Source organism: Bradyrhizobium murdochi (genome assembly GCF_000472965.1).
GTDB lineage: Bacteria > Pseudomonadota > Alphaproteobacteria > Rhizobiales > Xanthobacteraceae > Bradyrhizobium > Bradyrhizobium murdochi.
The window spans coordinates 52,044-65,632 of the sequence record NZ_AXAU01000028.1 but is presented as its reverse complement, the minus strand read 5'-3'; the positions used below and the strand labels follow the sequence as shown (position 1 = coordinate 65,632).

8 protein-coding genes and 1 pseudogene are annotated in these 13,589 nt (G+C 57.8%); 3 read left to right on the top strand and 6 right to left on the bottom strand.

What is annotated here, in order from left to right; translation table 11 throughout:
• The 3 genes and pseudogenes from YUO_RS0133445 to YUO_RS0133435 form a co-directional block, all read right to left on the bottom strand.
• A pseudogene (locus tag YUO_RS0133445) lies at positions 1–369 on the bottom strand (beta-ketoacyl synthase N-terminal-like domain-containing protein); the annotation flags it as partial.
• Between the two features lie 436 nt (positions 370–805).
• On the bottom strand, positions 806–1,120 hold the full coding sequence (locus YUO_RS0133440) for a hypothetical protein (protein WP_156908877.1): 315 nt from the start codon (positions 1,118–1,120) through the stop codon (positions 806–808).
• 341 nt (positions 1,121–1,461) lie between these two features.
• On the bottom strand, positions 1,462–2,742 hold the full coding sequence (locus YUO_RS0133435; RefSeq protein ID WP_198028140.1) for a glycosyltransferase: 1,281 nt from the start codon (positions 2,740–2,742) through the stop codon (positions 1,462–1,464).
• Between the two features lie 346 nt (positions 2,743–3,088).
• On the opposite strand from YUO_RS0133435, the gene YUO_RS42520 reads away from it, so the two are divergent.
• The gene (locus tag YUO_RS42520; RefSeq protein ID WP_198028139.1) at positions 3,089–4,447 is read left to right on the top strand and encodes a polysaccharide biosynthesis/export family protein; all 1,359 of its coding nucleotides are present in this window, start codon (positions 3,089–3,091) and stop codon (positions 4,445–4,447) included.
• Here YUO_RS42520 and YUO_RS0133425 read toward each other — a convergent pair.
• The 3 genes from YUO_RS0133425 to YUO_RS42515 all read right to left on the bottom strand — a co-directional run bounded on the left by YUO_RS0133425 (position 4,414) and on the right by YUO_RS42515 (position 9,203).
• A complete protein-coding gene (locus YUO_RS0133425) occupies positions 4,414–6,192 on the bottom strand; it encodes an AAA family ATPase (RefSeq protein ID WP_028351137.1) in 1,779 nt (592 codons plus the stop codon). The genes YUO_RS42520 and YUO_RS0133425 overlap by 34 nt on opposite strands.
• A 325-nt stretch (positions 6,193–6,517) precedes the next feature.
• Positions 6,518–8,065 (bottom strand): glycosyl hydrolase family 28-related protein, encoded by a 1,548-nt coding sequence (locus YUO_RS0133420; RefSeq protein WP_028351136.1) that lies wholly within the window; start codon positions 8,063–8,065, stop codon positions 6,518–6,520.
• A 130-nt stretch (positions 8,066–8,195) separates the two neighbouring features.
• Positions 8,196–9,203, bottom strand: a complete 1,008-nt coding sequence (locus YUO_RS42515; protein ID WP_051379771.1) for a glycosyltransferase family 2 protein — start codon at positions 9,201–9,203, stop codon at positions 8,196–8,198.
• A 186-nt stretch (positions 9,204–9,389) separates the two neighbouring features.
• Between YUO_RS42515 and asnB the strand changes: the two genes are divergently transcribed.
• Positions 9,390–11,312: an asparagine synthase (glutamine-hydrolyzing) gene (asnB, locus tag YUO_RS0133410; protein ID WP_028351135.1), complete on the top strand. Its 1,923-nt coding sequence runs from the start codon at positions 9,390–9,392 to the stop codon at positions 11,310–11,312.
• A 56-nt stretch (positions 11,313–11,368) separates the two neighbouring features.
• Positions 11,369–13,543, top strand: a complete 2,175-nt coding sequence (locus YUO_RS0133405; protein WP_028351134.1) for a Gfo/Idh/MocA family oxidoreductase — start codon at positions 11,369–11,371, stop codon at positions 13,541–13,543.
• Positions 13,544–13,589: the final 46 nt, after the last annotated feature.

Below are 13,589 nucleotides of genomic sequence, written 5' to 3'. Positions count from 1 at the left end.
TCCAACTCTTCAATGACGAGAATACCGGCGCCTTCGCCCATGACGAAGCCGTCGCGGTCGCGGTCAAAGGGGCGGGACGCGCGCGGGCGTTTCGTTGAAGCCCGTCGAAAGAGCCCGGGCGGCGGCGAAGCCGCCGAGGCTCACGAGATCGATGCAGGCTTCCGAGCCACCGCAAATTGCAACGTCCGCTTCTTCGGTTCGGATGAGGCGTGCAGCATCGCCGATCGCCTGCACGCTCGCAGCGCAAGCGGTGACCGGCGTACCGATGGGCCCCTTGAAGCCGTAACGGATAGAGATGTGACCGGCCGCGAGATTTGCGAGAAAGGACGGCACGGTGAACGGCGAGAGGCGCTTCACTCCGCGCACATCACGCTTCTCACCCGGCGCAGCGGTTTGGCGGGAAGCCAGCAGGTCATACTGCTCGAAGGACAGTCGCTGACGCCCTGGCTGCGGGGACGGGAGCCGGTGCAATGGCGGAAAATCGTAGTCTCGGAATACACTATGCGATGCAAGAGGCACGTCGCGCTCAACCCATTAGCCGCAGCCGGTTGTTCATGGCGACGGTCGTTGGATATCCACGCGCCAGGCTTTCGGCCGATGCTGTTTGATCTGGTGACCGATCCGTCTGAATTCGCAGATCGCGGTGCCTGTCTTGCGAGCATGGCGGCGCCCTTCGTGAGGAGTTCAACCTTCACGATTCCCAGGAAGTCTCGGAGATGATTCGCGTGGCGCGGCTGGGTTGATCCGCGTCTCATCTCCCCGTTGCGACACCTCGGCTCAAGGAGGGCCTCAGTTCACAAATCACTTATCGGACCATTTTCTGTAGCCTCAGTTTGAACGCCCGTAAGGCCTTATCAACCGTACCTGGCGCCATGCCGATGGCAGTTAGGTGCTCTACTATTTCCCGTTCTTCGCTTTGACAAGCTTCGAATGCCAACCCGATCGCTTCAGAGGTGCCGCCCCTTGACCTTAGTTTTTCAGCTTGCGAACGTACTGCGCGGTAGACGCAATCTTCGTAGTTTTTCCTCAATTGCGGTAGCAGGTCGTCCGCTTTGCTGCCAATGTTAGCAGCAAGAGCTAAAATCAGCACGAACGCAGCAAGCGAGACATTGGAAAACATTGGCCTAGCGCTCATTGGAAGACGGATCAGACAGGTCCAATTCGAATCCATCGGCCATCAACGAGACCCTTGCGATAGATCTCTGGGTCTGACCCTTCGAAGAAAAAGATACTGTATCCGTATCCCGAGTTTTGACACCAGTAAGCGCGCGCGGAATCGAAATATGTTGGCTAATTTCAACGGATCCATTGATTTATAAGAAGAAATTCGTTCCTAGTTTTGCTGCTAAAGCGGTCTCGATGTTATGAGAGAACTAGCAACCCTACCTATCTGTGATCTATCCATTTGAATGGTCGACGGGTTGACCGCAGCAACCGGCGCATTGCCCATGACACATAATCTCATGAGACGAACTGCCTTCTTGTTTGAATAAATGGAATGACGGTTTCAGCAAAGCTCGAGGGCAGCAACCGTTTCGACATTTCGATACTGGCATTCGGAACGCGCTCAAGAAAATCCTCGGATTCGGAAAACTTCCTCATTGCACCTGCCAGCGCATCAACATTGCCGGTCGGCACGATAAATCCGTTGACGTCTTGCTGCACGAACACGTCTCCGGCTCCGCATTCATCGGTACAGATTACTCCGAGTCCCGCCGAAACGGCCTCCTGGATCACGACACCCCACGGTTCCAGAATGCTGGGCAGGACGAGGCATGCCGCTTCCGCCAGCACCTCGGGCAACTGCTTCGTCTGGACGAATCCGATATCTTGGATTCCAGGCACTCCGGAAAAAAGATGCTTGAGGGGCCCGTCACCGGCAACAATCAGAGGCCAGGGTTTCGGGCTGTGGCGGCCGTACAACCGATACGCTTCCACCAAGATTGAAACGCCCTTCACAGGCGCATAACGGCCCACAAATAGGAATCTTTTTCGTTCGCGAGCGTTGGCGGGATGCCGTCCGTGCGCCAGCATGTGCCAATCACAAACAGCAAAGCCTTCGCAAATGTCGTCTGGATGAAAGCCCATTTTGAGCGCGAACTTCATCTGTCTCGACTGCCGTACTGCAGGACATCCTTGACCGTCGAGATACTTGGGACCGGAGAGGAGGGCGCCGTCAAACAACGTGTGGAAGAAGTATCGCCGCAGGGCCCGCCCTCCCCATTGTTTAAGGAGAAGCGGAAACTCGCTCCTGCTCCGCAGAGCTCCCAGATGCCCGCGCCATTGGCTGTCGAGACATACGATGCGCACGGCTCTCCCGGCCCACCGCTTCATCAACTGGCGATACGCGCGCCTGCGCCACGACAGAACGATGATTCCATCCGGCCCGAACTCACGCAGCGCATGGTCAAGAGCGTCGACGTCAATTTCAGCGCCGTAGGTCAATTCAGCCTCGACAGGCCCGAAGCTCTCCTCGGCAAACCTGTATTGGCCATTCAGACTGCCGACGTGTCCCTGCTGACGAGCGCGAAAGACCGTCACGTGATGCTCGGACCGAAGGTACTGCACCGTTGAGTCGATATAGCCGGTCCAGTATGCCCACAGGAAAGCGAGGCGGAGGGGCCGATAAGAACCATCATGCACAAATCGTCCGGCAATATCCTCAGCGGCATTTTTGATGCGGAGAGGCGTTCTGCCGAGACGACGGCCGCTCATCGCGTTTGATTGCGCTGGAGCGTACATGTACGTTTCCGACATACACTGAGTGGCACGGGACAACTGGCGGCCGAAACTGATCCGAGATGGTCGTCGCGTGCCGCCGAGGCACGGATCTCTGCCGGGACTTGTCGCATTACAACGGAGGCGACCGAGATCGGTTCCCTCTGACCGAGAACCTCGCCGCGGCGGCTTGCGCATGACAGGGATGGAAAAACAGAGCGCCCGGCGACCTTTTCACGTCGGATCCGACCGGCGATCCGTCGCCGGGGCGGTGACGCGGGACGCGTCCAAGGAAACACTGGCAGGGGAACTTCTCAGAGGGGGCCTGGTTGTAGCAGGCAGCATCCCCCGGGCCGCGGTGGAGGACGGGATGAAGGCAATAAGCTTCCTCAAGCTCCTGTTTGGGTCGGCTGCACAGCCTCAGCGAGTCCTGATGGTCATGGCAGTCCTGCTTGCCCCGGTAGCGGCGCGCGGCGAGTACCTGCTGGCACCCGGCGATGTGCTCGAGGTCCAAGCAGTCGGAATTCCGGATTTGCGGCACCGGGTCATGATCGATCTGAATGGCCAAGCCTCATTTCCATTGATTGGAGATATCAAGGCCGCAGGCCTCACCGTGGCTGAATTGCGCAAACAAGTGAAGTCGATACTTTCAACCAAGGCTTTTCGCCCTCGGGTGCCAGATCAGCAGGGGCGCTTGATGTCGCGGGACGAGGTTGTCACCGTGTCTCCCGATGAGGTTACAATGACCGTGGCGGAATATCGGCCGATATACCTCAATGGCGACGTGGCCAATCCTGGGACTCAGCCATATCGGCCTGGAATGACCGTGCGCCAGGGCATCGCGCTTGCCGGCGGCTATGACACAAAGCGGTTCAGGGGGCGGGATCCTTTTCTGGACTCATCGGATTTTCGCAGTGATTACTACGAACTATGGACGGAGTTTGCCAAGGTGCGGGCACAGGCTGAACGTTTTCAAGCCGAACTCGACGGTAAGAGCGCACTCGGGCAAACGAATATGGACGATCTGCCGCTCCCATTGGTGGTAACTTCGAAGATACTGGATCTTGAGGCTCAACGGCTCAGCGTCGACAATTCCGATCATCAAAAGGAGAAGCAATATCTCGAGAACGCCGTCCAGCAGGAGGACGGGCGGATCGCGACGCTCCAGCATCAAAGAGAGACGGAACAGAAGGACGCGGACACTGATGCTGCCGATTTCGCGGAAGTGCAAGCCAGATTTAGCAAGGGAATGGTGCCCATGACACGGCTCTCGGACTCGCGCCGAATGACGCTGTTTTCAGCCACTCGGGTACTTCAGACGACCGCGCTGATAGCTCAGGTGGCGCGCGAACGGAGCGAATTCGCGAGACGATTGGAGCGTGTGCAGGACCAGAGGCGGGACAACTTGCTGGCAAAATTGCAGGACGCCAACGTCCGACTCGCCACCATCCGGGCTCGACTCCAGGCTGTCGGCGACAAATTGTTATACGCGGGTGTGGTGCGATCTCAACTCGCCCGCGGAGCCGGTGGGGAGCCAGATATCAAAGTGTACAGAAATGACAATGACACCTCCAGCAATATGACTGCCAATGAAGACACCAGGTTGATGCCCGGCGACGTCGTTGAGGTGCGGCTACGACTGGAGGGCCTCCCAAAATTCACCGATTCTGGATCGCCTGCGGCGCCCGACGAAGGTCAAAAGGAGGAGGCCGTCGGGCCACGAAAATAACACTCGCTATTATGGTGGGGTGTGTAGCGCTGCATTGAGCGAAGGTCGGTCTTGTTCAGAATCGCACCGAGCAGTTTGTGATGCACTCCTTGGGCTGATGCCAAAGCGCATTGCACCGTCTCGTTCGAGGTCTTGCCCCATTCCACTACCAGGACGTAGGCGTCGATCGTCACGGTTGAAGCCCGGACGGCGATAACTGGCGCAAGAGACGGTAAATCCACGACAATATAGTCGTATTGCTGTCGCAACTCTTCAAACATCGTGCGGACGCTGTCCGATGCCAGAAACTCCGTCGGCTCGAACGGCTCGGGCATTTTCAGGAGAGGCAAGAAATGCATTTTACTCGCGTCATAGATCCGGACGACTTCTTCGGGGACAGCGCGCGCAAGGGCTAAGTCGCACCAGCCCTTCAAGGCGCGCGGCGTCAAGGAACGTGACAGCGTCCTCTTGCGGAAGTCCGCATCAACGAGCAGGACTCTGCGTCCTCCACGCGAGACAAGCTGCGCAAAATTCGCAGCGACTGTCGACTTGCCTTCCCCGTCGAGCGCAGATGTAAATCCGACAATCCTCGACGGCTGTTCCGGCGCAAGAAGATCGCACAAGGGTCTTATCGAGCGGATTGTGTCGGCGAAATGCGAGGTGGGATTTGTCAACACATACGAGAAGAGGCCGTTCGAAGGTATCAGTTTGGAATCCGCTAGCTTGTTCCGGAACCGCGCGCGCAAAGCCAGAGGTCGCCAGTATGGCTTTCGAATCCATTCGAGCGCGCCGAGACAGTTCGTCTTCAGGCGTTCCGCAACGTGCTCGGGCGTCCGGAACGTCCGATCCGACAGCTCCGTCCAAGCCGCAACCGCAAGACCGATGCAAAGTCCGCCGAATACAGCAATCGGCAGCACGAGAACAGGATTCGGCTTGCTCTTGAACGCTGGCGGTAGAGCTGGACTGACGACTTGACCCTCGGCGAACTGGAACGACTTTTGCTGACCGGCTTCAGCGTAGCGCTGGACAAAGCTGTCGTAGAGCCTTCGGTACGTCCTTGCGTTTGCCCGAAGCTCGCTCAGCTTTGCCTGCTCGTCGATTTCATTCTTTGCTTGAAATTCTTGGACTTGCTTCTCTGCATCGGCTGCCTTCTTCTCGAGGTCACGCAGCCGAGCTTCCAGCCAATTGGTGGCGGCATCTGCGGCCTGATTTGTGGCATTGATCCGATTTTCGATGTACGCGGCAGCAACGGCATTCGCAATTTGGGCGGCTTGCCGGGGATCAGTATCGGTAAAGTTGATCTTGATCACCGCAGAAAGGCCGACCCGCGACACGGATAGATTTCGTCGCAGGACGCGCATCGCGTCCTGTTCGGCAGTCAAACCTGCGGTTCTCGTACCTATGAAAGCCGCAGCTTCCGCCAGTTGAAGCCTTTTGACAACTGACATCGCGATTGCATCTGATTTCAAAATCTCGACTTGGCTGTCGACCGTTTTAGAATCGACAGAATTGTCGCTGCTAGCGGACTCCAGCTGAACAGGGCGGATCTGCGGTTTCTCGATGTATAAAACGGCTTCCGCAGTAAAGCGGGGGGCAGAAAAGAGAAGATAGCCTGCGGATGATGCGATGCTCAGGGCAAGAAATGTCAGGATCAGTCGCAGGTTGCGGCGGATGAATGCGATGCCAGATGTGAGGTTCTCTGCTGGAACAGCGGGCGCTTGTTCCATCTCCCCGAGCAGAGCTGTCGACTTGTCGGGTTTATACATTTGGGGCCAAAATGCCAAAGGAGACAAACTGCGCCTCAACATTAACGCACTTCAAGTTCCAATGTTCCCGTCGTGAACGGGTCCCAATTTTGAACGACGAATGAGCCGCGCTTCTCGGCTTGCGCCACAGATTTCAGCGCCTAAGCGCTTCGCTTCCTTTCGCAGGACGAGGAGCGCGCCAGGCCTTCGCGGCAGCAAAGTTGGATGGCAGACGATCCCTGCGTCGGTACTGTGCATCGGAAGCAGATGAAAAGCGGTGCAATAGAGGCAGGTGAGCGGTGGGTGGCAGCCGATCCCTCAAGCTTGCCGGGGCCGCGGGCGCTGTCTAGATGTTCGCAATCATGAGATTGAAGAGCGCGTTCTTCGGGCCAGCAAACAATTGGTCCGTCGAGATCTCGAAGTGGACAAGATCCCCAGGGACTACATGATAATCCGGATGGTTAGTGTTCTTGATCACGGTTGCAACCTTTACGCTCCTAGAACCGTTCCTGATGGCAAGCTTCATCGCTCCGGAATCGATTAGCAGTCCGTTCTTGAAGACCACCAGCTCGATCTTTCCTGCCGTTACGTCCGAGTCCAAGCTGACCTCGACCGCCCATATCCAACCCGCAGCCCCCACGACTTGGCCCTTGATCGCGCTAGGTGAGTCGTTCGTCACGCGATCCATGCGCGACGTCAGGCCGTTTTTGTAAAAGCGCAGCACTTCCGTGGTCGCGAAGGTGATGTCCGCCAGTTGATGGTTGTCCAATAGAAAGACATGGGGGGAAATGATGTCGGCAACACTGCGGAACTGGACCCGTGCGTCCTGTGTGGTGGCCACCGTCAGCTCACCTGACTTGCGTGCGGTCGCAACTTCTTGATAGCCGTCAATGATCACTTGCGCGCCGGCGCTGGCGTGAAACACGGAGTGGGGCCGTGTGCTGTCGATCGTCGTAAATCGCATCTCGACGCCTTGGAAACGGTAGGTGCCTTGTTGAGTCGGCCCGTTGCCACTTAGGTCAAAAATGACGTTCCGCGGCGTGTCGGCTACTGTGCATTGCTCCATTCGCCATGCGCGCACATTGACCTCCGTCGTTCCGCCCCAGCAGACGAGCTGAGATCCGCGGCCGAAGTTGATCTCGACATTGTCGATGTTGACGCTTGAGCAACCTGCCAAATGAATGAGTTCCTCTTCCGCCATTTGCCGAAGCGCGTAGACATGCGAAATCAGGATGTTCGGCATCCCCTCGACCGGGTTGGTCCTCAGGCGAATGGCCGCGCCACTCGCCACGTAACCGCTGAAGAGATGCGACATAATACATCCCCACAGGTTCAGAGGGCGACCGGGTGCCTGCACCTCGCGAGTTGAAACAAGTCGACAGCCGTTGTGGTTCTCGCAATTGTCGATCTGAAAATCCGCGTACCCGCCGTCGTCGAACAGGAACATGTTTGACTCTTTGTTCGCGATGGATTGATTGCGCGTCCACGCCGCTCGCAGGTTTTTCAGGCTGAAAGCACGGTTGGTAGTATCTCGATAGTCGTGACCGTGGCTGGAGAACAGGAAGATTGGTTTGTTGTTGGCGGCTTGTGTGATGGTGACTCGCCCAGCCTCTCCCGTGATCGCCCAACCGTGCTTGCCATGTGGAATTAGTAGAGAGTCGGAGATCAAATATGATTGCGGCGTACCGGGAATCACCAGTTGCATTTTGTTGTTGCAGGCGTAATCGATGGCCTGCCGAAAGGCATTTGTATCGTCGTGCACACCATCACCGACCGCACCAAACTTCCGAACGTCTAGTCGGGCTTCAATGCTTTTAGGTTTGTTTGACTGTGCACGAGCTGAACCCGAGAAGCCGCCCACAGCGCCCAGGAAGAGCAAGTCCCGGCGGTTCATGTCTCTCTCCCTCGCGTTCCATTCACTGGGCACTTCGGCACGCGCGCAAACCTTGAATTGAGGTCTTTCTTCCGAGTGTCCGAACCCCTCCGTTCCCAGATGGCCCAAAGGCACGGCAACAGAACAGGTCTTACGTGCTCCGGCGGGGTTCGCTTTCCAAACGAGAAGGGCCGACGTCGAGCCCCTGCGCGTCCCGCAAATGTTTGATGAACGACTCCAGTCCCTCCGCTGCGATCATCCGACGGGCCTCATAGAGCTTGGCGTCCACGAGAAAGAGGTTCCACAGAGCCTGCAGGAAACAGAAAACGAGACCCTGCTGCCCGTCGAGAAACCCCAGTCGAAACACGTACCGATACAGGTAGTACGCCAAAGCTCGAAAGTAGGGCGGGAGAGCGGGGTATATATTGGCTTTGATCCTGTGGTAGACAACTTGTCGTCGGGACACATTGCCGCTCAATGCATGCTGCGACAGTCCCAGCTGCAATTCATAGTCGAGCAGGTCAATCATCCTGCGGCTCGAATACTTGTTGTGTTTGTCCGTCCACCAAGTCAGGTCCCGTAAGTTCTCGTCAATCAAGTCGCCTGGGCAGTAGTCAACCAGTCCATGCTTGACGACGCAGTACTCGTCGATCCAACGCTGTTCTACTCTGCCCAATCCTGTCCGCCAGATTTTCAGGACTCTCATCGGGTAGAAGCCCCCGTGGCGAATTGGGCGCCCGAGAAATACGACAAGGCGGTCAACGTAAAAGCCGGAGACGGAGGCGGGTGCGCGCGGAATGAGTGTCGTCATCGATGTGGCGAGCTCCGTCGAAATGTACTCATCTGCGTCAATACGCATGACCCAATCGGTATCGGTCGGCAGGTTGTCGAGCGCCCATTGAAATTGATCGGCTTGATTTTTGAATTTTCGTTGCACCACCTCGGCGCCCTCGCGCCGGGCGATCTCGACTGTCGCATCTGTCGAAAAGGAATCGACGACATAGATGCGCGACGCGACGGATTTGAGACTGCGAATGCAGCGTTCTATGTGCAGTTCTTCATCGTAAGTCAGGATGATCGCCGTGAGCGACAAGCCGGAGGACCAACTCGCATCCTTTGCAGGCACCGTCGTACCTTCGCGAGCGCCAGTGTCGGCCACGTGCTTCTCCTGGTTCGGAACACGGCGCTAAACGCTGCTGACAGCCGCAGGTTCCGCGGGGCATGGCACAATTTCGTTCGGACCTGATTTAAACCTATGTTTATCCGATGCAACGCGCCTCCACCCAGAGGGGAACGCCAGCGCGGATTGCGCGTTCCCCGCGCCCCGGTGGGAGAATCCCCTCACATGTGCGGTATTGCAGGCTTCCGCGGTCCCTGGAGTGACCGGCTGCTCGATGCGATGCTCGATCGACTTAGTCATCGTGGCCCAGACGGTCGCGCCGCCTGGCGGGATTCGGAGTCGAATTTCGCGGTTGGCCACGCGCGCCTGTCAATAATCGATTTGAGTGCTGCCGCCAACCAGCCAATGCATACAGCTGATGGACGTTACGTCATCTCATTCAACGGCGAGATCTACAATTTCAAGGAATTGCGCCGTGAACTCGAAAGCGCCGGTGTCGTATTTCGCACCAAGAGCGATACGGAGGTGCTTCTTCGTCTATTTGAATGTGAGGGCCAGTCCTGCCTCGGTCGCCTAAGTGGCATCTTCGCTTTTGCGATCTGGGATCGCGCGTCGCGGCACCTCTTCATTGCTCGTGACCATCTCGGCGTCAAACCCTTGTACTACGCCGCGCTACCTCACGGGTTTCTGTTTGCATCAGAACTCAAGGCGTTGACGGTGTGCCCGGATGTATCCCGCGATATCGACACGGGATGCGTGGCGAACCACCTCGCATTCGTCTGGTCATCGTCTGCTTCCACCATGCTAAAGTCTGTTCGGAAGCTACGGCCCGGACATTGCGCCTGGGTCGACGCCAACGGCGGGCTGACGATCGAGCGATACTACAAGATTCCTCACCCGCCCCCCCGCTGCGAGCGAGTTGAACGAACGGCGTTTCTGAATTTGTTCGATCGGGTCGTTGCGGATCAAATGGTTGCCGACGTGCCGGTCGGCGCTTGCTTATCCGGAGGCGTTGATTCCAGCGCCGTTGTGGCGTCGATGTGCAGAGCGACTGATCCCGCTCGGATCGTCACATTCTGTGCAAGCGTGCCGAAGGACCGTACTCACGCCGATAATTTCGGGGACGATATTGTCCATGCACGCGAGATGGCAAGAAGGCTGGAGGTCCCGCTGGTCGAAGTGCCGACTACGGCGGAGCTTATCGATCAGCTTCCCCGAATGCTCTGGGAATTGGACGAGCCGACTGGCGATTTTGCCGCCCTGCAGACCCGGATGATCGCTGCAGAAGCAAAGCGACATGGCATCAAGGTCTTGCTGACGGGCACCGGAGGGGATGATCTGTTCACGGGGTACGGTAGGCACGTCGCGGCGTTCATTTGGGCGGCGCTGGATCAGATCCCTTACGCACGTGGATTGACCTCGCGCCTAATCAGGGGGTTCCCCAGCCGTTCCGTTCTTGGGCGTCGGCTCGGCCGCCTTGGTCAGCTGTTGGCCTTGAGCGAGGACGAGATGCTGACGGAAGCCATGAGCTTCTCGAACTGGCCGGCGGGCGAGCGGACCTCGCTCGTGGCGATGGCCCCAGGCCAATCGCTCGAGAGTCATGGCGCCCCGTTTGGCCGGTTGCTGGGCGACACGCGCGAATTGCACCCGGTGGAACGACTGCTGCAACTGGACCTTCATGGATTCGTGCCGGACCTCAATCTCAATTACACGGACAAGATGGGCATGCAGGAGGGGGTCGAACTCCGCGTGCCTCTCCTTGACCTCCGGCTGGTGGCGTTTGCGATGCAGGTTCCGATCTCACAAAAGATCACACTCTGGCAAACGAAGCGGATTCTGCGGAAGGCTATGGCGGGCCGATTGAATCGGGCTGTTCTGCATCGCGCGAAGCAAGGCTTTGGCGTCCCTCTCAGGGCCTGGATGGCAGGTCCTGCACGCGGCCTGATTGTGGAAATGACATCGCCGCGCGTCGTTACAGCGCGAGGCCTCTTTGATCCCGCAGCAGTCGCTCGGTTGCGCAATGCGTTCGACCAGAATCGGAGCGACGTGGCGTTCATCCTCTTCACGCTCGTGTGCATTGAGATTTGGTGCCGTCAGCTGAGCTGCCAACCGTCGCTCGCGAGCACAGATGCAAGAATTGCTGCTTAGTCGCACGACTGGGCGCCCGGACGTCGGCGTAACGGCCCTTGCTGGAGAGCGCGAGGATGAAACAGATCGTCCAAAGTGCAAGCACTGGCGCCCTGTCGGTTCGGGACGTACCTGTACCGCGCGTCAAACCGGGGCATCTCCTGGTTCGCACTGCGGCCAGCCTGATTTCTGCTGGCACAGAGCGAATGGTCGTCGAATTTGCAAAAAAGAGCCTGATCGGGAAAGCAAAGAGTCGGCCTGATCTGGTCAAGCAAGTAGTAGCCAAGATCCATCGCGATGGCCTCTTGGCCACTCTGGATGCTGTGCGAGCGCGTCTCGACCAGCCATTGCCGCTCGGTTATTCCGCTTCGGGCGTTGTTCTGGAAGTGGGCCCTGGGCTCGAAGGCAGATTTCAGGTTGGCGATCGGGTCGCCATTGCGGGAGCCGGAATCGCCAATCACGCTGAGTATAATGTTGCTCCAGGCAACCTGACAGCCTCTGTCCCGGGGGACGTATCCCACGTCGAGGCGTGCTTCGGTACCCTCGCATCCATAGCGCTCAACGGCATCCGCCTGTTAGAACCGAAGCTGGGTGACGTAGTTGGGGTCATCGGTGTGGGTCTGGTCGGCCAATTGGCCACTCAGCTCCTTGCGATCCACGGGTGCCGCGTAATCTGCCTGGATTACAGCGCCCAAAGGCTTGCTCTGGCCCGGTCCATCGGTGCCGAATTCACCTGGAATCTTGCTGACGGTAGTCCCTCTGCGTTCATCGGATCTCAGACCAACGGCGTCGGTTGTGATGGCGTTGTGATCGCAGCTGCTACGGATTCAAGCGAGCCGTTTGACACGGCGGCGGACATTGCGCGCGACCGCGCGAAGATTAGCCTAGTCGGCATTACCGGGACGGCGTTTCCATATCGCGATTTTATGAAGAAAGAGCTTTCGGTCGTCGTCTCGCGTTCCTATGGGCCCGGAAGATACGACAACGACTTCGAAAAACGCAACGTTAAGTACCCTGTCGGCTGGATACGCTGGACCGAGGCAGACAATTTGGCTGAGTGCGTTCGTCTGATGAGTCCGAGCCGCACGCTCCGGCTCACTCCGACAGCGCTCACGACACATCGGTTCTCGATACAGGATGCGGAAAAAGCCTATGAACTGGTTTCGGAAGGGACGGAACCACATCTGGGGGTCGTAATAGAATATCCGCTCGACGAGGGAGCAAAAGTCGAGCCGATCTCGACTATCGAAATGCGGTCTGGTCCGAATCCGGATCCGGGCCGCCGCCGGTGTTCCTTGGGGGTGATCGGCGCGGGGTCTTTCGCGCGATCAAAATTGCTGCCCACACTGGCCCGCCACCCCCAGGTGGTGTTGCAAACAGTCGTGACGCAGCGCGGCGTTTCGGCTGAAGACACCCAGCGCAAATTTGGTTTTCGCCGTTGTGGGACCGACGAATCCGCAGTTTTCGACGATCCCGAGATCAATGCAGTTGTCATCACCACGCCGCACAGCACTCACGCGGCTCTCACCGCTCGTGCACTCTCCGCGGGCAAAGCCGTCCTCGTCGAAAAGCCGTTGGGCCTGACGCGGGACGAAATGAATTCAGTCATAGAAGCTCGCAATACGTCTTCCGCATTTTTTCAAGTCGGATTCAACAGACGATTCGCGCCGATGATCGCTTCCTTGCATCGGCACTTGGCGCCGTTGTCTGGACCAAAAAACATTCTCATGCGCATCAATGCGGGGCAACTCGCACCTGACAGCTGGCAGCGAGAACCTGACGAGGGAAGCGGTCGCATCCTCGGTGAGCTCTGTCATTTCGTCGACTTGGCCCGCTTCGTGATCGGCGCGCCGATTGTGGCCGTCCGAGCTGATGCGGCGCGCCTTGTTCGCGGGCTATGCGAGGACGTCACCGTCGCCATTCGGTTCAGCGATGGCAGTCTTTGTACCCTTGTGTATACGGCACTCGGCGATCCAGCCTACAGCAAGGAAAGGATTGAATGCTACGCTGGCGGCACAGTGGCCAGCATCGACAATTTTCGGATGCTAGAGATCGTCGCCAACGGCAGCGTCCGACGCCAGTGGAGCAGATTGAAGCAGGACAAAGGTCATCAGGGTGAGCTCGACGCTTTCGTCGCAGCGGTCGTGGAAAACACCGGCCCGCCTGTTCCGGAACCAGAGATTGTGGAAACGAGCCTGGCAACGATTGCTGTTGTCGAATCGCTTCGAACCGGATCGGTCGTGTTCCTATGAAGCCCGGTCGCATCATCAGAACGGTGCGACACCTGAGTGCAGAGCA